The 23,945-nt window shown below is 40.3% G+C and carries 20 protein-coding genes and 3 pseudogenes; 19 read left to right on the top strand and 4 right to left on the bottom strand.

Translation table 11 applies throughout. From position 1 onward, the window contains the following. The first annotated feature begins 342 nt into the window (after nucleotides 1-342). The 11 genes from B7992_RS09790 to B7992_RS16350 all read left to right on the top strand — a co-directional run bounded on the left by B7992_RS09790 (nucleotide 343) and on the right by B7992_RS16350 (nucleotide 12,479). A complete protein-coding gene (locus tag B7992_RS09790) occupies nucleotides 343-2,721 on the top strand; it encodes a hypothetical protein (RefSeq protein WP_088666172.1) in 2,379 nt (792 codons plus the stop codon). Further along, on the top strand, nucleotides 2,722-4,230 hold the full coding sequence (locus B7992_RS09785) for a hypothetical protein (protein WP_088666171.1): 1,509 nt from the start codon (nucleotides 2,722-2,724) through the stop codon (nucleotides 4,228-4,230). Nucleotides 4,231-4,383: 153 nt separating this feature from the next. Then, the gene (locus tag B7992_RS09780) at nucleotides 4,384-4,740 is read left to right on the top strand and encodes a glycosyltransferase (RefSeq protein ID WP_088666170.1); all 357 of its coding nucleotides are present in this window, start codon (nucleotides 4,384-4,386) and stop codon (nucleotides 4,738-4,740) included. Beyond that, entirely contained in the window at nucleotides 4,737-5,567 is an 831-nt protein-coding gene (locus B7992_RS09775; protein ID WP_088666169.1) for a glycosyltransferase, read from the top strand. Before B7992_RS09780 ends, B7992_RS09775 begins: the two co-directional genes overlap by 4 nt. Next, complete coding sequence (locus B7992_RS09770; protein ID WP_088666168.1) at nucleotides 5,567-6,748, top strand: CDP-glycerol glycerophosphotransferase family protein; 1,182 nt, start codon at nucleotides 5,567-5,569, stop codon at nucleotides 6,746-6,748. Before B7992_RS09775 ends, B7992_RS09770 begins: the two co-directional genes overlap by 1 nt. A 1-nt stretch (nucleotide 6,749) precedes the next feature. Further along, a complete protein-coding gene (gene tagD / locus B7992_RS09765; RefSeq protein ID WP_088666167.1) occupies nucleotides 6,750-7,160 on the top strand; it encodes a glycerol-3-phosphate cytidylyltransferase in 411 nt (136 codons plus the stop codon). Nucleotides 7,161-7,176: 16 nt separating this feature from the next. Then, nucleotides 7,177-8,289, top strand: coding sequence for a glycosyltransferase (locus B7992_RS09760; protein WP_088666166.1), 1,113 nt, complete (start codon nucleotides 7,177-7,179; stop codon nucleotides 8,287-8,289). Nucleotides 8,290-8,379: 90 nt separating this feature from the next. Next, entirely contained in the window at nucleotides 8,380-9,378 is a 999-nt protein-coding gene (locus tag B7992_RS09755; protein ID WP_176421906.1) for an EpsG family protein, read from the top strand. 15 nt (nucleotides 9,379-9,393) lie between these two features. Next, entirely contained in the window at nucleotides 9,394-10,122 is a 729-nt protein-coding gene (locus B7992_RS09750) for a glycosyltransferase family 32 protein (RefSeq protein WP_088666164.1), read from the top strand. Nucleotides 10,123-10,242: 120 nt separating this feature from the next. Next, on the top strand, nucleotides 10,243-11,661 hold the full coding sequence (locus B7992_RS09745; protein WP_141100431.1) for a lipopolysaccharide biosynthesis protein: 1,419 nt from the start codon (nucleotides 10,243-10,245) through the stop codon (nucleotides 11,659-11,661). Between the two features lie 185 nt (nucleotides 11,662-11,846). After that, the gene (locus B7992_RS16350; protein WP_176421905.1) at nucleotides 11,847-12,479 is read left to right on the top strand and encodes an acyltransferase; all 633 of its coding nucleotides are present in this window, start codon (nucleotides 11,847-11,849) and stop codon (nucleotides 12,477-12,479) included. 164 nt (nucleotides 12,480-12,643) lie between these two features. Here B7992_RS16350 and B7992_RS09740 read toward each other — a convergent pair whose 3' ends face one another. Beyond that, nucleotides 12,644-12,919, bottom strand: coding sequence for a hypothetical protein (locus B7992_RS09740; RefSeq protein ID WP_088666162.1), 276 nt, complete (start codon nucleotides 12,917-12,919; stop codon nucleotides 12,644-12,646). Nucleotides 12,920-13,160: 241 nt separating this feature from the next. On the opposite strand from B7992_RS09740, the pseudogene B7992_RS09735 reads away from it, so the two are divergent. The 3 genes and pseudogenes from B7992_RS09735 to B7992_RS09725 all read left to right on the top strand — a co-directional run. After that, nucleotides 13,161-13,646, top strand: a pseudogene (locus B7992_RS09735) (GDP-mannose 4,6-dehydratase); the annotation flags it as partial. A 221-nt stretch (nucleotides 13,647-13,867) separates the two neighbouring features. After that, the gene (locus tag B7992_RS09730; RefSeq protein WP_073161277.1) at nucleotides 13,868-14,086 is read left to right on the top strand and encodes a hypothetical protein; all 219 of its coding nucleotides are present in this window, start codon (nucleotides 13,868-13,870) and stop codon (nucleotides 14,084-14,086) included. Further along, a complete protein-coding gene (locus B7992_RS09725; RefSeq protein ID WP_073161278.1) occupies nucleotides 14,068-14,622 on the top strand; it encodes a GNAT family N-acetyltransferase in 555 nt (184 codons plus the stop codon). The genes B7992_RS09730 and B7992_RS09725 overlap by 19 nt, the downstream gene beginning before the upstream one ends. 226 nt (nucleotides 14,623-14,848) lie before the next feature. Here the strand turns inward: B7992_RS09725 and B7992_RS09720 are convergent. Then, nucleotides 14,849-15,286, bottom strand: a pseudogene (locus B7992_RS09720) (ATP-binding protein); the annotation flags it as partial. Nucleotides 15,287-15,402: 116 nt separating this feature from the next. Continuing rightward, nucleotides 15,403-15,874 (bottom strand): annotated as a pseudogene (locus B7992_RS17410) (IS21 family transposase); the annotation flags it as partial. Nucleotides 15,875-16,007: 133 nt separating this feature from the next. Between B7992_RS17410 and B7992_RS09710 the strand changes: the two are divergent. The 5 genes from B7992_RS09710 (at nucleotide 16,008) to B7992_RS09690 (ending at nucleotide 22,904) form a co-directional block, all read left to right on the top strand. After that, the gene (locus tag B7992_RS09710) at nucleotides 16,008-17,360 is read left to right on the top strand and encodes an AAA family ATPase (protein WP_088666159.1); all 1,353 of its coding nucleotides are present in this window, start codon (nucleotides 16,008-16,010) and stop codon (nucleotides 17,358-17,360) included. Next, the gene (locus B7992_RS09705) at nucleotides 17,347-18,036 is read left to right on the top strand and encodes an HNH endonuclease (RefSeq protein ID WP_088666158.1); all 690 of its coding nucleotides are present in this window, start codon (nucleotides 17,347-17,349) and stop codon (nucleotides 18,034-18,036) included. Before B7992_RS09710 ends, B7992_RS09705 begins: the two co-directional genes overlap by 14 nt. 344 nt (nucleotides 18,037-18,380) lie before the next feature. Further along, nucleotides 18,381-20,255 carry a S8 family serine peptidase gene (locus B7992_RS09700; protein WP_141100429.1) on the top strand — a complete coding sequence of 625 codons (1,875 nt, stop codon included), beginning with the start codon at nucleotides 18,381-18,383 and terminating at the stop codon, nucleotides 20,253-20,255. A 124-nt stretch (nucleotides 20,256-20,379) separates the two neighbouring features. Then, nucleotides 20,380-21,678, top strand: a complete 1,299-nt coding sequence (locus B7992_RS09695; RefSeq protein WP_088666156.1) for a hypothetical protein — start codon at nucleotides 20,380-20,382, stop codon at nucleotides 21,676-21,678. A gap of 8 nt (nucleotides 21,679-21,686) precedes the next feature. Then, nucleotides 21,687-22,904, top strand: a complete 1,218-nt coding sequence (locus tag B7992_RS09690; protein WP_073236406.1) for a VWA-like domain-containing protein — start codon at nucleotides 21,687-21,689, stop codon at nucleotides 22,902-22,904. Nucleotides 22,905-22,913: 9 nt separating this feature from the next. On the opposite strand, the gene B7992_RS09685 is transcribed toward B7992_RS09690, so the two are convergent. Beyond that, a complete protein-coding gene (locus B7992_RS09685; protein ID WP_073161292.1) occupies nucleotides 22,914-23,909 on the bottom strand; it encodes a GGDEF domain-containing protein in 996 nt (331 codons plus the stop codon). Nucleotides 23,910-23,945: the final 36 nt, after the last annotated feature.

Raw genomic sequence — 23,945 nt, 5'->3', positions numbered from 1 at the left:
CAAGTCCCTTCTTGTAGCGAATGTTCAGTTCCTGTTCGAGAGTCATATAAGCCTTCTTTGCGACGGGGGTATGTTCTTATTACGCCTAATATAAACCGCGTCTCCTCACGCAGTCAAGGGCCGCAATTTAGGCCTTCGTTTGCAAAAAAAAACGGGTAAATAGTGCAAATTGACTCGTTTATCCCCAGAAAAACTTTGTTGAAGTAAATTTGTAAGCTAATTTGTAGGTTAAAAACAATCTTTATATGACAAGATAAACTATTTTTACCCCCGTTTGTTAGTGTAATGGAAGTTAGTCTGTGAAACGCAGATTAACTTTTGTTGTTTTAAAAAAGATTGAAAATGAAAGAATTTGTAAAGAATGCGTTTAAGTCGGTTTTTACACTACTTTTAGCCTGTTTTCTAAGCCCTATATATCTCTTGGGTTGTTGTTTGATGACGCTTATGTCTTTCGCTAAGAAATGTATCGCTTTTTCTAAAAGAAAAATTGGTGAAATTGTATCAAATCGTAGTAGGACTGAAGAAATGACAGACCAAGCTAAAACATCCGGTAAAAAGAAGAGTTTTTTTGAGCGCAGGCGAGGCAATTGTTATAGAAACAGATTCTTTGATTTTACTCCAGTCAACGATATTGATAGTAAAACATCTTTTGGGGCGTTAGATTACGCCTTGAATTCCAAAAATGCATTGGTTCACAATGTGGCCATCTCTGGTGCGTATGGCGCTGGAAAGTCGTCTTTATGGTTGAGCTATGAAAGCAAACGTTTGCCGAAATGGAAAATTCAACGATTTCTTGTGGGAATTTTTGATAAGATTTGGCTTCCGTGCAAGTCTAAAGTTCTTAAAGTTTCGTTGGCAAAATTTGACGAACATGCCGACGTTTCTGAAAATGGAAAGGCCTATAGTAACTGTGTTGTTGTAAATAATACAAATACGTCTACCGAAAAAGAACAAAATGCAAATGTAAATGCCTGTAATGTAAATGATTGCGGAGATGACGATTCCGAAAAGATAGAGTTCCAAATTGAAAAGGCCATCTTGCAACAGATTCTTTTTTCTGTAGAGCGAGAGGATATTCCCTTCATCAGCTCATATAAATTTTCTACAAAAACCAATTTATTTTTTTGGTTGATTACAATAGCGATTGCCGTTTCTTTATCTTTTGTTATTCACCAATATTTGAGTCAAAATGTCATAGGTTTATTTGAAATTAGAAAACTTGAAAGAATTGTCGGAGTATCCTTTTTAGAATGGTTCTACTGGATTGATAGTATTTTTATATCTATTCCAATTGCAATTTACTTTTACCAATTCCTTAAGAAATCTGAAAATGTTCATGTCAATGTATTTACGGTAAAAGATTTGTCTGTATCATTTGATCAAGAGAATGGCTCGCTGATTAATCAAAATTATGCATCTATAGTTTATTTCTTTGAACAAACAAAGAAACGGATTGTTGTATTCGAAGATATTGATAGGTTTGCTTCTAACCAGATTTTTGTTAAGCTTAGAGAACTCAACGAAATCCTGAACAATTGTCCGAAGTTGAAAAATAAAATCAAGTTCGTGTATATGGTTAAAGAAAACCTGTTTTCAAAGTATCAGCGAACGAAATTTTTTGACATTATTGTCCCGGTTGTTTCTTCGGTGAATATGGATTCTTGTGCGGACTTCATTTTGAATTTGCAAAATAACTCGAATAAATATCCGGAATTGAAAAATCTAACCCGTGACTTTATTTATGAATTTGGTCGCTTTATTAACGACAATAGGATGGTCAAGGATTTTATTAATGAATTCATTATCTATCGTCAGCAGCTGATTGATGATTTAAAGGGCGAAGTCGCTGTTAATGTTGAACAGAATATATTTGCGATGATTGTCTATAAGAATTATTACCCCAAGGATTTTGAGGACTTTCATCGCCATAAGGGAATCTTGTGGCGTATTATCCAGAAATACAAGTATGGTCAATTGGAAGAGTCTGCTGACGGAGTGATTGCTGAAAAGTACAATCAGACAGCAAGAACTACATCTTTGCATGATGTATTTGATGAAAAAACTGGTGAAGATAAAGATTGTGTACGTTGGATTAAGTGGCAATGCTTGAAACTTAAACTTAAAATATCAGATGATAAGGAAGCTTTGTCTGAAGAGGATGTCTGTCGCCTAAAGCAAGCTGAAACGAATCGTACTGAAAGCCTTCTCTTTACTATGCTGAAAAACAGGTACATTGGTGAGGACTGTGAATTTTATACATCTCGTAAGTACCTGGGTGGTTTAGGAATTGACGACTATAAATACTTGATGACTGTAAAAGCTGATGGCAAGCCGGAATTTCGCATTGACGTGCACAAGCCGCATCTGGTTGAGCACAAAATTATGGACCACCAGTGGTCTTTTGTTAGTGTGTTAAATTATAAAATGGTTGCCTATGAATTGTATTCTTGGCAATATGATAATAATCCTAAAAGGAATGATATTGTCAAAAAACTTGTTTTGGCAATGAGAAAAGCGGAACGTTCTAATTTCGCTTTCTTTGAAGTTTTTGTGCTACACCTTGACTTTATGATGGGTAATCGAGGTTTTATCATTGATGATAATGATGTATGTGTCATTGGGAACGACTTTATTAACCCAAATTTAAAGACGATTCTCTTTACCGCTGTTTGGGAAAATATAGACGAAAATACACTTTCTGACCTTTTTGGAGAACGATAAATGCCGAACGAAGCTTTCATTGATTTTGTTGAATTTGTTATTCAAAAGGGTGATATTGAAGATGAAAAACGTCAGTATTTCCGGGATTATCTAAAGAAAACTTCTGTTGCAAATAGAATTTTTGGCAGTTCTCGGTATAACGAAAAATTCTTGGACTTTTTTGAGTATCTGAAAGTCCCATTTGAGGATGTACGGAAACTTGAATTTGCGAATAAACGAAATCTGTTGAAAAATAATCTGTTTGAAGTCAATGAAGCGAATCTTGACTTCTGTTGCGAAACATTCAATGAAAATGATGGTTATACATTTAGTTGGCTCTTGAATAGTGTTGATTCTTATCAGCACTTAGTAAAAAAAGGCAGTGCTGATGTTTTAGCTTTGTATATGCTGAAACGTTCACGGAATAGATTCAATGAACGGAATGATGTTCTATTAGCCGTATTGTTTTCGCCGTATTTAGAAGGTGAACTTCTTAGTCTTTTTTTGAAGGCAATAGAGTCTTCTACTATTCATCTGTCTGATTTTTATTCAACTTTGATCGCCAGAGTGGATGGTTGGACTACTTCAAAACGCGATCGTGCGTGTATGATTTGCGAAAAACTTTTGCTTTTTTACAAATTGGCTTTTTCATGGAATAATTTGATTATTGCATATGATTTATTGGATGGGAATGACAATTTTATAAAGTTCATGAAAGATTCTGTGAAGGATGGGTATAATGAACTTGGGATGTTCAAGTATCAAAAAAGCATTGACAAAGATTCTTTACGAAATTTTGTAAGATTTATTTTTGAAACTACATTTGTTTCGTTTTCTACTTTTAGGTCATTTGTAGAATACATGTCAAAGAATCATCAGTTTGTTCCTGATATCATGTATGATCATTATTTGGGGACGGGCGTTTTTGATGCGCGTGTGATACAATTCTTTAATGCTGATAAGTGTTCCTACGTGATAGGCTTGTATTTAGGCGCCCCCTATCGCGTGTACTACAGACATTCTTCCTTGTTATGTTATTTGGCGAAGGGCCATATTGCTTATGTTATGAAATTGTTGGACACGAAGCGGGTTCATGACAATATCTGCATATGCGCGTCTCTTTTGTATAATCTCGTTGACGAAAAGTCCGATGAATGCATAATTGATAATGTGGAATTTGAATACATCTTACATTCGATTCCCGCTGAAACCATAGACGATGTCTTTGATGCCTGGAAGAAGGTTTATGATGAAGATCTCGCAAAAAAACTGATTAACCGAATTTTGGGATATTCTGACATACTGTTAAAAAAGATGGATTCGGATTCTGTAGAAAAATGTGCTCATTGGTCGCACTTGATTGCTTCTATTGTAGAGAGTACCGACCCGGGTATGATGTATAAGTATTATGCTCATATGAAGCGGACTTTCGAGCCTAAGTTCAATGAAGAATTCACGGGAAGCGATGCTTATGAACGTTATAAAAAGGACTGTGCTAAAATTGGACGTGGATTTTATGGTGCTCATTAAGCTATAAACGTTTTTTTTGTGGAAATGACCCGCTCTGGCGGGTCTTTTTTCGTATTGTACCCATATATGGGTGTCTCTGGCGGGGGAGGGTGGACGTAAGGTTTACATTTTATTAACTTTGACCGGTATAATTTGATCATTTTGGCGGAGCAGATGGTAAAGCAAACAGAAATGGTTTCCGTAATCATGCCTAGCTATAATACTGGAAAGTATGTAGCTGATTCCATCCGTTCTGTTTTGGCCCAGACCTACACCAACTGGGAACTGATTATCGTCGATGACTGCAGTTCCGACGACTCGCTGGACGTCATTGATTCCTTGTGTCATCCTGAGCGAAGCGTAGCAGAGTCGATATATGAAACTAGGAACTTTAGTTCCTTAGTTGAATTAGGTTCGAAGGAGCAGGATCTTGCTTCCCGAATCCGCATTTTCGTAAACGAAAAGAACAGCGGTGCGGCCGTCTCACGGAACAAGGCTGTGTTACATAATTGTTTGGGGGCTAACTCATGAATACAAAATCTTTCTCAGTCGCAATGTGCGTTTATGGAAAAGATAATCCAGAGTATTTTAGACTTGCCGTAGAATCAATTCTCAATCAAACAGTAAAACCTGCAGAGATTGTTTTAGTTGTTGATGGTCCTGTTCCTGATGATTTGAATGCTGTTATTCTTGGTTTTGAAAAACTGTCGGAATTTAAGGTCTTTCGTTTTGAAAAAAATCAGGGACATGGTGTTGCTCGTAGCAAATGTTTGGAATTGTGTAGTCAAGAACTAGTGGCTCTTATGGATGCGGATGATTTGAGTGTCCCAAATCGGTTTGAACTTCAGTTGAAAAAATTTGATGAAAATTCAGATCTTGACATTGTTGGAGGAAATATCACTGAATTCATTGATGATCCATCCTGTGTAGTAGGAAAGAGAATTGTTCCTACAACTGATGGAAATATTAAAACCTATTTAAGAAAACGCTGTCCGATGAATCAAATGACTGTGATGTTCAAGAAGAAGTCGATTTTGAAGGCCGGTGGGTATTTGGACTGGTTTTGTAATGAAGATTATTACCTTTGGATTAGGATGTATCTTGCAAATATGAACTTTGCGAATATTCCTGATAATTTGGTTAATGTTCGCGTTGGGAAGGATATGTATCAGCGTCGTGGCGGTTGGAAATATTTTAAGAGTGAAGTAAAATTGCAGTGGTTTATGCTGAAAAAAGATGTGATATCATTGCCTCGATTTGCTTATAACATTGCCTTAAGACTTGTATTACAAGTCTTGATGCCTAATAGAGTTCGCGGATTTTTGTTCCAAAAATTTGCAAGAGTTAAAGGTGTGTGATGCGTAGCTTTATTATCAAATTTTTGAAGATACATCCTAGAATTTTGGTGATTATTTGGACTGTTGCAAGATATATTCTTCAATTTTGTTCAATATTTGTTCCTGTTAATAAAAAGCAAATATTGTTCGCTTCATTTGGTGGACGTAAATTTGATGATAGCCCGAAAGCTATTTATGATGAAATTTGCAGGCGTAAAGAGTTTGCTGATTGGAATCTTATTTGGGCTTTTGTAAATCCTCAAAACTTTGATATACCCAGGGGGAAGAAAATAAGAATGGATTCTTTTTCATTCTTCATTGCATTACTTCAAAGTTATGTGTGGGTCAGCAATTCGGGTATGGATCGTGATATATTTTTAAACCTAAAGCATACGATTAAGGTTGAAACTTGGCATGGTACACCTTTGAAAAAAATTTGTGGTGATGAACATCAAAATACAATGGGGGGCAAAAGAGAATTGAGAGGTCCCTTAGATTCTAGAACGATTCGCTGTGCGCAAAGTGTATTTGATAGGGATATCTTTAAAAGAATTTTTCATGCTACAGAAAATAGTTTTTTGATGTGTGATTTGCCTAGAAATGACAAATTGCGGTGCTATACGGAACGTGAGTTGATTGAAATAAAACAGAAGTTAAATATTCCGTTAAATAAAAAGGTCATCTTGTACGCACCCACCTACAGAGAATATTTGTGGGATGAAAATGGCGAAAACCTTTTAGTTCCTCCAATTAATCTAGGTAAATGGGAAAGAAAACTTGCGTCTGAATATGTTTTGTTATTTAGAGCTCATTATGCGGTGGGAACAGCTTTGAATGTCCAGACGAATGATTTCGTTAAGGATGTTTCGTCTTATCCTGTGTTAAATGATCTTTATGCAATATCAGATATGATGATTTCTGATTATTCGAGTTGTTATTTTGATTTCTCAATACTTCATAGGCCTATGTTAAATTTTGCATATGACTTAGAGGAATATGAAACGAAAAGAGGCTTATACTTGAAACTAGAAGATTGTTTGGAATGTTCTATTAATAGAGATGAAGACAGCTTGCTTTCTGAAATTAAATCACTTGATTTTGAACAGGAAATTATGAAAACAATTCGTTTCCAGCAACGGTTTGCTCCTTTTGCGGGCCACGCAAGTGAAGTACTTGTAGACGAAATTTTAAAAAGGGTGTAGAATGAAAAAAGTTATTACTTATGGAACATTTGATTTGTTGCATTATGGACATATCAATCTTTTGAAAAGAGCGAAGGCTCTTGGTGATTACTTAATTGTAGCTCTTTCCACGGATGAATTTAATTGGAATTCTAAGGGAAAGAAGTGTTATTTTAGCTATGAAAAGAGAAAGGCTTTATTGGAAGCGATTCGATATGTAGATCTCGTAATTCCTGAAGAAAATTGGGAACAAAAAAGAAGTGATGTACACGAATTTAAAGTAGATACGTTTGTAATGGGTGATGATTGGCTTGGCAAATTTGATTTTTTGAAAGAAGAGGGGGTTGATGTGGTTTATTTGGCTAGAACACCAGAAATCAGCACAACTCAGATAAAAAATGATTTGAACAAGAAACAAATTAAAAAACCTTAAATGTTGAAATTGTAACGTGAAAAGAATTCTTTATATTGTCGATAAATTGCAACCTAGGTCAGGAATTACTTCAATCGTTATGAATTATTATCGTTTTTTTGATAATAGTTCTATTTGTGTTGATTTTCTCACCTATGATTTGAACACTGTAGAGTTGGAAAAAGAAATTGAAACTCTTGGTGGACGTGTCTATCATATGCCTGTATTATCCTTAACAAATTTTTTTGTTTTTTTTAAATGGATGAAAAGTTTTTTTAGAAAAAAAATCGGAGTGTATGATATAGTTCACTCTCATTTCATTCAAGTTGATTTATTGACTTTAATATGCGCAAAAAAATATGGACGTGTAACAAAATATATATCTCATAGTCACAATGCAAAATTTGCGGACACCCTTTTAAGAAGTGTACGAAATTATTGTTTATGCTTCCCTCTTCGTTTTTTGGCAAATTATAAATTTGCTTGTTCTCGAAAAGCTGGTGTCGCTACATTTGGAAAAAAATTTTTGACTTGTAAAAATTCAAGCATTTTAAACAATGCAATTGAGTGTAAAAAATTTTCGTATGATGTTCTTGCTAGGAAACGTCTTCGGGATGAGTTTGATATTGGTGATTTTTTCCTGATAGGAACTGTTGGCCGTTTATGTTACCAAAAAAATTATTTTTATTTGTTAGATATTATGTCTTTGTTGAAAAAGGCAAAACGTCCGTACAAACTGATTATTGTTGGTGAGGGGCCTCTTGAAAGTGATTTGAAAAAAAAAGTAATGGAATTGGGTCTGGAAAAGGATGTTATTTTTACTGGTTTAAGACTAGATGTTCATCAAATGTATCAAATGATGGATCTTTTTGTCCTTACGTCCTTTTATGAAGGCTTGCCTGTTGTTGGAATTGAGGCTCAGGTTTCGGGCTTGCCGTGTTTATTTAGTGAAAATATTACAAGTGAGGTTGGTATCTTGAAGTATGATTTTTTACCTATCGCGGATAATTCTAAAGGTATGTGGGTTGCTAAAATTGAAGAAGTAGATATGAATGAAAATCGTCATGATGCTTTTAATATGATGCTGAATAGTGGTTATGACATTGAATATGAATCGAAAAAATTGCAACGCTTTTATGAATGTTTGTGATTGTGGCAAAGAATGATACCTTACATAGTAATTCTATTTTTATCAATTGTAATTGTTTTTTGCGGAGTTTTTTCGCTAGAAAATAATTGTGTGAAAATACAGGGATGTTCAAAACAAATTGAATTGTTTGCATTTTTTGTATTTTTCTTCTACTTGTTTTTTTTGACGGCTTTTAGATCTGTTGAAATAGGGAATGATACCATTGCTTATAAAAATGCTTTTGAATATCTCGTTTCTAATGGAGTAAGTCAAGATTTCCGGTTAGAAAAAGGGTTTCAGTACTTTTGTGTTTTTATTGGAAAAATTTTTCCGGATTTTAGATTTTTTCTTTTTATTCATTCAGCAATCTGTTACGGAGTTGTTGCTTATTATGTTTATTTTTACTCAAAGAATAAGTATTTGTCTTGTTTGTTAACGTTGTGTTTGTGCTTTTCTGGTTTTACTAACATTTTAAGGCAAGATCTTGCTTTAGTTGCTGGAATTGTTGCATATCTATTTCTAAAAAAAGGAAGAATTTTTGCTTTTGTTTTGCTTGTTGTCTTTGCCGCACAATTCCATTCCACGGCTTATTGTTTGTTGATACTTCTGTTTCATCGTTTATTTGATGTAAAACCGATTTATTTATTCCCAATAATCGTTGTTGTTCTTGTGCTGTCTGCTGCAAATTTTTTGGTATCACCAATGTTGTTGGTATCTGACAAATATGCTTATTATCTGTCAAGCAATCGTGTTGGATCTGGGTGGCTTGCTTTAGGATATTATATGATTCGCTCTATTGTATTTTATATGTTTGCATATTATTCTTTTTTCCCAGATTCAAAGTCGCGTTCTCTAACAATGTCTGTTTTTATAATTCCAATATTTTTTTGTGCGGCTGGATTTCAAATGAATTTGATTCAACGTATGGCTGATTTTTTCTTTATTTTTGCTGTGGTTGAATTACCCAATGCCTATGTTCAGACTAAAAGAATGCAAACACAAGGAACGTTTGCTCTTTTATCTTTGGTTTTGATTGCTTTTTTCTTTATTTCATTGATTTTTAAACCTGATTGGAATTTTTTGTATCCATATTCTTTTTTCTGGAACTGATATTTGAGGATAAATATGATTCCAAAGATTATACATTATTGTTGGTTTGGAGGAAAGAATCTTCCGCCATTAGCTAGAAAATGCATTGAAAGCTGGAAAAAACATTTACCAGATTATGAAATTGTTGAATGGAATGAAAAAAATTTTGATGTGAATCAATTTGAATACACTCGCGATGCCTATGCCGCAGGAAAATATGCGTTTGTCTCGGACATGGCTAGATTGTTTATTTTGTCAAAATATGGGGGTATATATTTTGATACTGATGTTGAAGTTATAAAACCATTTGGTGAAATTTTTCAAAATGGGGGATACCTTGGAATTGAATCTTTTGAAAATGGGTTTAGAATAAATCCAGGTTTGGGCTTTGCTTGTAGTCCTCAGTCACAGATAATAAGTGGAATTTTTGATATATATACAAAGCTAAAATTTGATCTTTCAAAAATGAAAGAATGTAACATTGTTTCAATTACTACAGATTTTTTATTGAGAAAAGGCTGCTTGCAAATAAATAAAATTCAATTTGTAAACGATATATATATATATCCAAAGGATTTTTTTAATCCGTGTGACATGGATTCAGGAAGAATTCAAATTACAAAAAATACTCGATCAATTCATCACTTTTCTGGAAGCTGGGTTGATAAAAAAAGCTTGATTCGAGGGAAAATTTATTGCGCCCTAAATCGCTTTTTTGGAAAAAGAGCTGCTGACGGAGTAAGAAAGATTTTTGGAAGAAAATAGTTGATGTATACTAGGCTTAAACATACGAGAAATACAAAACAGATTGTCAAGAATACGTTGTTTCTGTATTTTAGACATTTGTTTATTATGTTTATATCCTTCTTTTCTGCAAGGATCGTTTTGGATAAACTTGGAATTGTTGACTTTGGCATTCAAAATGTTGTCGGTGGTTTGGCTAGTATGTTTACATTTTTCCGATCATCTCTTTCGAACGCAACTCAACGTTTCCTTAGTATTGCAATTGGTCAAAATTCGGAAGATGATGTAAAAAGAATCTTTAAACAACATCAAAGCATTTATCTAGTGTTAACAATTCTTCTTCTTCTTTTATTTGAAACGATAGGAATTTATTTTTTATACAATAAATTGGTGATTCCTCCAGAACGGGTGAACGCTGCGTTTTGGGTGTTCCAATTTACGGTAGCTTCACTTTGTGTAACATTACTAAGTGTTGTGTATGATGCAGTACTTATTGCACATGAAAATATGAAAGTATACTCTTATGTAGGGGTTTTTGAAGCTCTTGCTAAATTGGTCATCGCTTTTGGAATTGCATATTCACCTGTTGATAGACTTATTTCATACGCCTTTTTATTACTATGTGTTGCATGTGCTATTAGAATTTTTTATGCGATTTATTGCAAATATTTGTATAAAGAATGCTCATATAGCTTTTTATGGCATAAAAAAGATGTTAAAGAAACGTTTTCATTTGTATCCTGGAATGTCATCGGGACTGCGGTTTGGGCTGTTAATAATAATGGTATAGATGTTTTGCTTAATATGTTCTTTGGACCAGCTGTAAATGCCGCTAAAGGTGTGGCAAGTCAAGTAAATTTTGCTATAACAAATTTCTCAAACGGCTTTCTGACTTCCGTTCAACCTCAATTGACAAAATCATATGCAGCAAAGGATTATGAATATCTATATATTCTTTTTTTTAAAGGATCGAAATATTCTTTTTTATTGCTGTGGTTTTTTTGTTTCCCTTTTTTCTTTGTTATAGAAAGTGTTCTTGGAATATGGTTAAAAGAGGTTCCTGAATACGCTTGCTCGTTTGTTTTTTTGATACTCTTATATTCGTTGGTGAATTCTTTTAATCAACCTATTTGGATTTTGGCTCAAGCAATAGGTAAGTTAAAATGGTATATTTGCATAGGGAGCGCTGTTTTCCTGATGGTTTTTCCTATTTCATATGTGTTGTTGCAAAAGGGGGGCTCGCCTAATTCGGTTTTTGTAACTAATGTTATTATTCGTGTGGTGTATATATTCACTGTTTTAGCAATTCTTCGCAAATATATTGACTTGTCATATCGGCGTTACTTAAGTGAGACTATAAAACCAGTTTTTGAGGTTGTTTTTGTTTCTGTACTTCCTTTGGCTGCCTTGCGTATTTATTGGGGTGATACGCCATATGCATGCTGGATGAGTGCTTTTTTAGCGATGATTGTTAATACACTTGTGATTTGCGAGTTTGGTTTAACAAAAGAAGAACGCTTGTTTATAAAAGAAAAATTTTTGAAGAGAATGAAAAAATGACACTAAAACGTTTCTTTCGTGGATTCCGAGTAGGGCTAGAGTGCTTACTGAGATTGCCCTTTGTTAATTGGTTTAATCCAATTCTAACTTTATATTTGAATTTTAGAAGTTTTCCTATAGGACAGGCGATTAGATTGCCAGTATTTGTTTATGGTTGGCCGAATTTTTTTACGTTGCTTGGAAGTATGGAATGCAAGGGTGTATGTAGAATTGGAATGATCAAATTTAACAGAACAAATTATGGAGGCCCTGATCACCCGGGGGGGGGCTTAGCTATAAATAATTGGGGAACAGTTGTTTTCCATGGACCATGTGAAATTCATACAGGGGTGAAAATAAATGTTTTCCGTTTTGCTACTTTAGATTTGGGTTCTCAATGTCATATTATGCCCAATTGCAATGTTACTGCGAATGGATTAGTTGTAATTGGAAATAATACCCGTTTAGCGCATAGAAGTCAAATTATGGACTCAAATTATCATTTTATAGCGGATGTAAAAAATAAAACGGTAAGAAATATCCATTGTCCAATATATATAGGCGATTGTGTTTGGATTTGTAATAGCGTGACTGTTTCCGCAGGCGCGAAAATACCTTCGCACACGATAGTTTCTAGTGGAAGCTTGGTGAATAAGGATTTTTCAAATATTCCGGAAAGTTCAATTATTGGAGGTTGTCCTGCGAAGCTTTTGAAATCTGATTGCAGGCGCATATACAATCAGTCATTGGAATCTACAATTAGAAAGTGGTTTAGAGAAAATCCCGAAGAAAAAATATATAGGCTAGGCGACTGCTTTGATCCGATGGAATGTGATTGATAGAAGCTGACATTTATTGGACCTGTAGACAGGATTTGTGTTAGTTGATTTGTTTGCTTTTCGTTTGCAATGATTTAATTTAGCAATGAATACGTCTGGGTTTAAATTTTGTAAGGGCGTGGATACCTAGGGAATTTTTCAATTCCCTAGGCGGTAGTTATTTTCTATTCAACGTCTATTTCACATTTTTCAATGCTAATACCGTTTTGAAAGCCTATGGATTGGTAATCTTTCACCCCAACAGGGTATTCGCAAGCATCAATTGCTGCTGAATACGGTTCATTGCATTGGGGGCACGAATCCTCTAGGTTCCAAGTATAGAGATTTTTGGTTCCCATTTTGCATTCCTCTGAGGATGAGAATCCCTCTAAATCGGTAGAGGGTGTGAACAGAACTTTGCAATTGGGGCAAATTGCGGCGATATGATAGATTTTCAACATTATATACCTCCTTGGTTGTTGTTTGTTTTATTGTTAGTTATTGTCAAGTAGAGTCTTGGATTTATTCTTATAAGCATGTTGCTCCTTTTTTCTTGTAAGGGTTACCCTTGTTTTTATATTATTAGTTGAGACCAAAATTTCTGTAGAAAATCCCATATATGTCCTTTTTGGGAAAATCTTTAAATAAATGAGATTCACGCACTGTGTTTTGGGTGGTTCCTTGAATAAATAAAGAATGAAATTTAATCCCATTGGGACCCACCAGAGCGGTCGCATAGGGGAGAATCATAACGGGATTCCAAATAATCTCATGCCGTATATTACCCAGACTGCCGAGCTAATCCGTAAGAGACTTGGCGTTTTCGGAAATGACGGTGATACTCCCGATGGAACCGGTGTTCGAGACTATATTCACGTGAGCGATCTTGCTGCGGGACAAGTTTGCGCACTCAAGGCTATCGAACGTAAGTGTGGCCTTGCCATTTATAATCTTGGTACGGGCCATGGCTATTCCGTATTGGATGTGGTCCTCGCATTTGAAAAGGTTAATGGCGTAAAGGTTCCTTATTCTATCAAGCCGCGTCGACCAGGAGACATAGCTACATGCTATTGCAATCCTGCTAAGGCATTAGAAGATCTAGGTTGGAAAGCTCGCTATGGTATCGAAGAGATGTGTCGCGACGCCTGGAATTGGCAGAAGAACAACCCTAACGGGTATGAAAAGTAGAAGACGAGTAAAGCTGGTGGTCAAGAACCATCAGCTTTTACTTTTTAGTTGTGTTGACAGAATATGAAATCGTGCAAACAGTTGTTTGCAAAATGATCAACCCTAATTTGTATCCCTTGGCGCGGCAGGGTTAGTGATTCTAGATTTGCTTTTGGGACCACCGGTCGGTCGCCAACCTGCCTAAAGGCTGTTATTTAGATGAACCAAAACAAGAGGTAATTATGGCTCGTGAAATACGAGAAACCCCGATCTTGTTCGGTGAGGATGCTCGCCGTTTCTTAGCCCGTATGCAGGAAAAACGCACCGAGTCTCCAGAAGCTCGCGCTAGACGCTTACGGAATTACGAAATCATGTGTAAAGCGTATGAGGAGGGAATGCGTGAAAAACGCGCCCGCGAAGAAGCAAATGGAGGTGTTGATCCTTGTTTCAGACAGGTGTGATTGTCCCTAAATTTCTAAAACTTAAGTCTTCGGAAACTGTTAAAGCATTTGATTGTGGCGATGCTGATTTGAATGACTTCATTTTAAATCAGTCGGCTCCATTTGCTAAATCATTGCTAGCTACAAGTTATGTGTGTGTCAATCCGCAAGATGCTAGTGACGTTTATGCATTTTGTAGCTTGGCGAATGATAAGGTTGCCATAACAGATTTTCCGGGCAGGACTGAGTTTAATCGTTTCCGTAAAAATCAAGGTTTTCCTCAAGCTAAACGATTTAAATGTTATCCTGCAGTTAAAATATGTCGCCTTGGGGTTGATGTTTCTGCAAGGAAAAAACATGTTGGATCGATGGTTGTGGACTATATCAAGTCTCTGTTTTCAATGGATAACAAGACTGGCTGTAGATTCCTTACTGTAGATGCGTATTTGGCTGCGATTCCATTCTACCAAAAGAATGGGTTTGATTTCTTGAATCACGTAGATGAATGTAATCCGCATACCCGGTTGATGTACTTTGATTTGATGGACATTAAATGAAAGTGGTTCGTGAAATACGAGAAACACCGATCTTGTTCGGCGAGTTTTTTTTCGAAGAAGTTAACGGAGGTGTTGACCCTTACAAGGTTGCTCCTCCTTGCCGATACGATCACCGTGCTTTGGTTGCCTATGCCGAAAAGTGATTATTCCGGAGCGGCGGAGCCGCCAGTCCGGAGAAGTGAGAGCCACTAGTCCGGCCGGTCTGACGGAGCCACCTGTTTTAGGGTTATTGTGCTTCAGATGGGTTCAACCCATACACTTCTCGCATGGATTTGTCAACGGACTTGTCGACGTACTCGATGTTTATCTTGTAGGAGTCAAAGGATATCCGGTCCATTATGGCATCCGCAAGCGTACTTTCACCTTCGCATATCTGGTCATACCAGTCCTTCTCCTCGAACTGCGAACAGAATATGGTCGAAGACTTCCTGCGTCTCTTGTGGATTACCTCCAGGAGCAACCTCGCCTCATTTTCCCGCAACTTGAACAGAAGCCATTCATCGATGATCAGGAGCGTGGGCTTGGTGTATTTCTGCAGGGCGTTTTCAAGCGTACGCCGATCCTCCGCGGTCGACAGGTCTATCAGAAGGTCGGGCAACCTCGTGAACTTTACGGAATAGAACCGCTTGCAGGCCTCCATCCCGAAGGCGCATGCGAGATATGTCTTTTGTACTGCTGTTGTTCACTTGTTTCCTCCGTAGTTTCTCGCTCCGCGGGTGATTCCTCGACGAGACTCTTTTTCCCCGTCAGGTTTTGCCTGCGGCCTGTCACTTCCGCCCAGCAGCACCTGTAGGACTGCTGTTCAACGGAGCTTCCTGACAGCAGGGCGTTTATCACGGCGGCTGTATTTTCACCCACCCCGGTGGCCCAGCGGCGGAACCGTTCTCCGTCCCATTCCAGGTATCCCTGGTGGCTGTCTGGCATATGGGATTTTACCGTGGAGTATTGGCTCGGCCTTCCGTGACTCCACCTGCTTTTTTATATACTGATAGGGGACGGAGTAGTACATGCCATCCAGGACGATGTGGTAGTTGAACTGGACGGTGGATGTCTTCCATTCCGCAACCTCGAAGGGTGTGGCGGGCAGGGGCCTTAGCTGCGGACGCTCCTCGTTACGGAGGGCTGCTGTTATCCATGAGGATGTCTTGCCTACGTTCCCCTTTACGCTTGTCTTGACCTTCGGGTGCCTCACCCTTGCCGGGACTACCGCTGTGCCATAGTGTTCCTCCATCTCGCCGTGGGTTCAGTTTAGTGCAGATGTATTTCTTCGTTTTTTCGTCAAGAGGAATTTGCGAAAGACAATATACGTTATCTTTTAAATTACGTGTATTGTGAATGTGGGTAAAAAAATTATATTATATCCTGAAACCAAATGGTGATTTTTTATGAAAATTAATCAAATAGACATTGAAAACTTTCGTGGCTTTGAGCATCGTAAAATATCCCTAAAGAAGGATGTTTGTGTCATTATTGGAAATAATACTGCTGGAAAGACTACTTTATTGAAGGCTTTACAAATTGGTTTAGGTGCTTTTCTTCAATCAATGACTTCGCTGCCAGGAGGTGAAGCTTACTTGAGAAATTTTTCTGGAACGGATGTATTTAAACGATTTGATCCCGAAAAAAGAGACTATTTGAAAAATGCAGGGCACACAAGTGTGGCTGTTGATGCTTTGGTGTATTTTAGTGATTATGTTGATGGCCGTTTAGAGGAAGATGAATCTCGCGAAATACATTGGCTTCGTGAATTTAAGAGTGCTAAAACATCTCACACAAGGCGTGATGCTGGTGAAATTATTGATTTTGCGGCAAAAATAGAAGAAAGAAGACGCTTGCCTGGGCACAACGCTGTGTTACCATTGCTTTTGTCTTTTGGTGCGAAAAGGACTACTGATTCGCAATTGCATAATCGTGGCGGAGCGAAAGAGCGCTTGTCTCGTGTTGCCAAAGGGTATAAAAAGGCTTTGCATGATAAAGTTGATTATGAGGGGGCTCATAGATGGCTCGAACATTATGATAAGGATGTTCGTGATGGAAAAGAGTTTGCTGGAACTCGAGATGCTTTCCTAGAGGCCTTGCAATTGGCTATACCCGCTTTGTCTGAAATTGATGTTGATCGTGGTGAAATTGAAGCTTTGGTTTCCGTTTATGGGCATAAACCAGAAAGGCATCACTTGTCTTATATGAGTGATGGCTTGCAGTCCATGGTGAATATTGTGTCGGAGATGGCTCATCGTTGTATTGAGTTGAATGGTTTTTTGGGCCTGGAAGCAGTAAAAAAAACACCAGGTGTAGTCATCATAGATGAAATAGATTTGTATTTGCATCCTCATTGGCAACGACATGTGTTAAGCGATCTTCGTAGAGCTTTCCCAAAAATTCAGTTTATTGTCTCTACTCATAGTCCTTTTATTGTGCAAAGTGTTGAATCTGATGGATGTCTTGTTAGTTTTGATGAGGGCGTAGATGATAGTGGCGAGCCATTTAGGGAAAGTTTAGAAGATATTTCTGAACGAAGAATGGGACTCCAAAATGAAATTAGATCAAAAAAGTTTATGGAGATGGAACAAGCTGCAGAAAAACTATTTGACGCCCTGGATAATGATGCTTCTAATGTGGAAGAGTTGAGAGAACGCTTGTGCCGATTAGAGGCAGAATATAGTTTTGATCCAGCTTATCAAGCAATGATTCGTTCTGAATTTAAAATCAAGGGTGTCAAAAAAAATGAGACCTGTTAAAAAAGCTCTTGTAGGTGAATCAGTTTCCTTTAAATCGTCCAATGATCATGTGGAAACAATCGAAGTTTTATCAAGTTATGCTAATTATGGTGACGCGAAGAAGCCTTTGGTTGCTTGCTTGGGTGCTTATTGCTCGTATTGTGAATCTGTGATTCCGTACGCAAATCTGGCTGTTGAACATTTGATACCGAAGGCCGAAGGTGGTGATGAATTTTCGTGGGATAATTTTTTGCTTAGTTGCAGTGTGTGCAATTCAATAAAAGCCCATCCAGAGAATATTGTTTTTGATGACTATGCTTGGCCCCATATAGATGATACTTTTCATTGCTTTGTTTACGATCGCGCAGGGCGTATTAAAGTTCGTTCTGAACTAAATTCACCCATGAAAGAAAAAGCTGAAAAATTATTTGACTGGCTAAAGTTGGGGCGCAGTAAGGAAGGTCCGGATTTTCCGACGACCGCTGATTTCCGTTGGAAAAATAGATTTGAGGCGTGGACAAAAGCAGAAAAGGTGAAAAAAGCGTATAAATGTAGCCTGTATTCTGTTGAAGATATTATTTCTGATGTGAAAAAATATGGTTCGTGGTCCGTATGGTTTACCGTTTTTAGCGAAGAGCCTGAAGTGAGGCAATCTTTGATAGATGAATTTGAAGGGACGAATAAAGATTTCTTTTGATGGTTGAATTGTCTAGTTTTTTCCAAAAAAACGGATTGTCCCAACATCAGATTCTAGGCTCGGTTCTTCCCGGCCTTCTTCAACCAAGTCAATGTTAGAAGAAGTCCTGATGAATAAAGCTGGTGGTTTCAAAACCATCAGCTTTTGTTTTATCGTTTGCTCCTGTATTAAAATTGATTTACAAGCATTTTGCTGTACATGTATGACAAATTAACTGCATCTGTATTGCAGATTTTTTGCTCGTACAAAATTTTACCGAAATTTATGACAAACTATTTTATATTTCACCAACGATCGTATTAACGGTCGTAAAACTGTTGCGTAGGGAAAATGAAGAGGAAAAGATGAAAAAAAAGACACTGTGCGTCATGACGACGGCGCTGGCCTGCGTAACTGCAGGTGCAGCGACTAATTATGACCTTCTTGGCCGTAAGGCTAGCAAGATGAATTCACCCATGGTCTATAAGGATGCTGACCACATGGCTATCAAGAAAAATGGCCTTGGTGGCGACAACCTGCAGGCTGCATCTGTAGCTGTTAAGACTGCGTACCGAGCCGAATTCGACGAAGGTATTTACAATCATGATCGTGGATCTGATGGTCTCCCTACGAAGAATTTCATCACGTACCAGACCTACTACAATACCAATTGCTACTCCCTTTATCATACTCCTAACGCCAGGTATTATTTCGGGTGGAGCCAGTACGATCAAACTCCCGTCATATACAATTTCTCCACTACCCCCTATACGGTTAATGGTGCAAAGACGGCTACGGGCTACGATGTCAGTTTCTCCAAGACCAATTCCGACAAGCTTACGATTGTGGGGATTTCTTCTTCCTACAATGACTATGTTTACTTGCAGTTCAAGAACTTCGATGAAGTGCCGTACAGCCAGAGCGGAAAGGCTTTCCCTTACGAGAATCTGAAATACAACTATTATAACTTTAGTGACGATTATGTCGGCATCTATGTAGATACCAAGGCTTACCCGGCCTGGTTGAAGGATCAGACTCCCTCGAAGTTCTTCTTGCTGGAAGGCAGTGTTTTGGATAATATCACTTGCCAGGCTCATGTACCCACCCCGAATGACGAATACAACGCCACTCTCCTGAATTACGCTATGCCGGGTCAGAATAAGGGTGCTTACACTTTTATTCACAACTCCAAGTGCGAAAAGAGCCCGTATCCCGAAAATCCGTCTAGCCGTGACCCCCAGATTTACATGGGTGTTCATGCTGCCGAAGATACTCCCACCGATAAGTATACCGAAGAGACCAGGGAGCTGGACAACTACATCTACGAAAACCACATGCTTGAAATCGTGGGTGCCGGTAACTACAAGAACAATAGAAAGGGCCTGATGAATGCCAAGGCTTATGCCGCCAACGCAATCACCGTCGGTTCTGTAGATACCAAGAATACCATGGGTTTCTTCTCGGCCTGGGCCAACGCCCCGTACACCAACGCTGGCAAGACCGTAAGGGGCCAGAAGCCCGAAATTGCGAACTACACGGACTTTAGCTTCTTCGATAAGTCCAAGCGCAAGACCGATGTCAAGACCTACTCCAAGGGTGATTCCGTCTACACCAAGTACGAGGTTATGGATGGAACTATGGGTGCTACGGCTTATACCGCCAACATGATGGCCAATCTCATTAGGAGACAGCCTTTCATGCGTTACCATCCCGAAATGGCCAAGGCTCGACTCCTGACTTCCAGCATCCTGAAAATCAACGATGAAAACAAGAGCGGTGCCGTAGGCATTCCTTACTATCCGGCTCTCATGGGCTCTGAATACATTAACGAACCTGGTTATGAACATTACATCAATAAGTCTAACTACTGGTATGGCGATATCAATAGGATGTTCACAAAGGTTAGCGGCAAGAATCAGTACGAACTGTTCATCCCCTTTACTGTAAAGCCGGGATATAAGTATCGTGCCGCCATTTCTTGGCTCTCTTCTGGTGACGATATTGCAACGTATAACCGCGTTCCCCAGGACTTCGACTTGTTCCTGGTTGACAACTCGGGCAAGACTCTTGCCAGTGCCTCCAATAACGGCGCAACTCCTTATGAACTGTTGAGCTACACGGCTACCCAGGAACAGACCGTCAAGGTCAAGATTCTTCTTTACGAAGATATCAATGGTGAAGGTCATCCCCGTCATCACAAGATTAAGCTTGGCTTCAACTTCCTTGAATATAAGGAATAGATGCGGTTCCGTTTCGTAAGGTTCTGACGAATAAAACTTGACCTGCCATTAGATGGCGGGTCATTTTTTTTTTGATTATACAATTTGAGGCGATCAAACGATAATATAGGTGAGGTGTAAAAATATGGATATCAATTCGATTAATCGTTTCATTGAAAATGGTCTTCTGCCGTCTCACACTCTGGGGCTCATGGGTAACCATGGTATCGGCAAGACCAGCTACGTTCACAACACTGTCCGCGAGATTATCGCCAAGAAGCACGGCTTGCCCCTGGATCGGGTGCATGTGATTAGCCGCTGCGTGTCTATTATGGATCCGGCCGACCTGATCGGTAACTTCCAGGAATTCGGCGGTCGAACTTATAGCTGCCCGCCCAGCTGGATTCCCACTTGCAAGGCCTACGACGACAAGATGGCCCAGCTGTACGAAGAAAACGGCATGCATTACAGTCGTCTGACCCAGTACGACGATATTTATATTCTGTTCCTGGACGAATGTAAGCGCGGCAATGCGGTTATCCAGGACGGTATTATGGAACTGCTCCTGGAGCACCGCCTGTTCGGGGTGGATCTCAAGGAGAACACTTACGTGGTTTGTGCCGACAACGACAACGCCACGATTTATAACGGCACCCGTCGCGACCCGGCCCAGGAAAGCCGAATCAAGAACTTCACTTTCGCGCCCACCGACAAGGAGTACCTCGAGGATTTCAGCCGCCGCGTGGAGGCCGGCCAGATTCACGAGGCCGTTCCCGATTTCTTGAGAAAGTATCCGGAGTTCATCGTTCTCCCCACCAAGACCATCGAGGAGCTTGCCATTCAGGGCAAGAAGGGGCCTTCGCCCCGCGACTGGACCCACCTGGGGGAATGTCTGATGAATTTCAGCAATAATAACGATGACATTACCACGGGTAACGTCAACTTCTTGACGGAGATTGCGTCGGCCTATGTGGGTTTCAGCTATGCCATGAAGTTTGCGGAATTCTGCGAGGTGGATCGCGTTCACGAGATTGACGTCAAGAAGATCCTGCAGTCCATGGACAAGGTCATGGTTAAGGTTGTCAGGGAGGCCTTCAAGAATAACATCAAGTTGGCTGTTCCGACCTGCCATTCCTTGCTGGAACTGGTAAAGTCTACCAGACTTAACGAAAAGCACGAGAAAAACATCCTGGCGTTCCTGGAATGCTGCCCCAACGAGGCCATTGTAGCCTTTGTAAAGGGCTGGATGAAGGAGAAGAAGGACCAGTTCCTGGCCTGGCGCAAGACTCCCAAGCGCTACAAGATTTATAACGCCGCCCTGATGAATAAGGAGGGCAAGAACGGCGGAGCTTCTGCCTATGACGCCTGGGTCTTGAACTTTACCAAGATGAACAATATTTCGGTGTCTGACCTGGATCGAGACGATATCATTATTGCGGCTTAGGGGGTGTCGTGACGGATTTTGAAAAGAGTTTTCAGGGGACCATATGCCGTCTCCTTGTGTACAGCCCGTTCAGCTTCAACTTGCTGGTGGGTATGAATACGGTGGCTACGGATTCTGTAGAAACCATGGGGGTGTGCGTCAAGAATGGCCGCATAAGCCTTCGGTACAATCCCCAGTTCTTTGTTTCGCTGGAAGAGGGGGAGCGCACCTATGTCTTGATCCACGAGATGATGCATGTGCTGCTGCACCACTGCACCCACCGCAGTTCCAGTGACCGTCGCCGTGCCTACAAAGAGAACGTGGCCATGGATCTGGCCATTAACAGCCTGATTTATGAAGAGACGGGTATCAAGATTCCCCGTTTCAAGGAGGATGTGGGCAACTGCAGAAAGGGCGATGTCATGAGCCTTTTGCCCATGATGTTTGGCTATAAGAACTGCCTGAGTTTCGAGCAGTACTTGACTCTGCTAGATCAGGATTTCCCCGATGTTACCGTCCAGTTTGTGGGTGGGGATGGCGAAATCGACGAGAATTGCCCCCTGGGCGAAATCACAAGGTGGCGCTTGGACAACCGGCATGGGGAAGGTTTTGAGGAAGATGCCTATATCGACGACTATGTGCGCAACGTGGTGGAGAACATCGGGCGAAACCACGGCTGGGGGCATCTCGATGGCACTGGTATCGAGATGGTGATGAAGGCCCAGGAGCAGCCCTTGAACTGGGGTGATATTCTGAGGCTCAAGCTGGGGCCCTTCCTGAGTTACCAGAAGGAACAGTCCCGCAGGCGCTGGAATAAACATTACGGCAAACCCTTTCTGGGGTATACCACGAAGTGCGTCGAACCGGTGGCGGTGTATGCCGATACCTCGGGCAGCGTGGGCACCCAGGACTTGTCGCGATTCATTGTGGAAATCGAGCGTATTGCCAACTATACCGGCGTATACCTCTGGAGTTTTGACATCGCGGTTCAGGATCCCGATGAAACGGTACTGTTCAACCGCCGCTCTATTGCCCAGATTGAGTTCAAGGGGCGCGGTGGGACTAGCTTTACACCTATTTTCGAGCATGCCCAGGAGAGGCACTTTTCGCAGGTGGTCATTCTGACTGATGGTGTTGCCGAAAAGGTAGACCCTGACCTGGCCAAGGGAATGGATGTTGTCTGGGTCATAACAAAAGACGGTGATACAGATAATAAACCTGGCACCGTCATAAAAATGGATCGTTAGTTGTAGAGGCTAGAGCAGCAGCATGCCGCCTTCGCCAAGGTTCAGGCAGGCTCTGTTGCGGCCGTTCTGCTTGGCGTTATAAAGGGCCTGGTCGGCACGTTCGATAATGGAGCGGACTGTGTCGCCATCCTGGCGTTCCGTAAAGCCCAGGCTGATGGTTACGGGAATCACCTGGCCGTCGGGCAGGGGAATGCGCAGCTTTTCGACGGCCTTGCGCAGGCGTTCTGCGATTATGCGGGCGTTTTCGGTGGAGGTTCCCGGCAGGAACACGCTGAATTCTTCGCCGCCGTAGCGTACGGGCATGTCGGAGGGGCGCAGGCTGTCGGTAATGGCTCCGGCCACGGCGATCAGGACCTGGTCACCGGCCAGATGGCCGTAAGTGTCGTTTACCCGCTTGAAATGGTCAATGTCCATCATGACGGCAGACAGGCGGAAATTGCCGGCGTTGCTGCGGTTGATTTCGCGGGTGTACATTTCTTCGAGCCAACGGCGGTTGTGGAGGCCCGTAAGGGAGTCCACCTTTGCATTTTCTTCGATGCAGCGGATGTGGTATTCTTCTTCGCACACAACGCGGTTGTTGTTGCGCAGGCGCTGGCTCAGCATATGCAAAAAGTTCAGGCACAAGTCGTGAGAGGCGTTGATCATGGCCAGGGCGACTTCGGGTTCGATCACCAGAATGCGGCAGGGGTCCTTGGCGAATACGTAGGCGCTGGGCTTTACGCTGTCGAAGATGGACATTTCACCGGCACAGTGGCCCGGTTCGATGACATCCTTGAAGTTGCCGCCTTCGACTTCCATCTTGACTTCCATCATTCCGTCTAACAACACCAGCAAGCGGCGCTTGGGGTGTTCAGGGTCGATAAGAAGGGTTCCCGGTTCCACATTTACTGTATGGCAGCTCAACAAATATCCTGCCAAACTTTCAAAGGTGACGTTCTTGAAGATGTCAAGACGCTGAAATTCGGAACGGGAAATAGGAAGTGTTTCTAGATCATTTATAGCCATACCTTAATTATACAATAAATTAAGTGAAAGTTGAGA

This window comes from Fibrobacter sp. UWH1 (assembly GCF_002210365.1).
GTDB lineage: Bacteria > Fibrobacterota > Fibrobacteria > Fibrobacterales > Fibrobacteraceae > Fibrobacter.
This window is presented reverse-complemented; position numbering and strand designations above follow the sequence as displayed.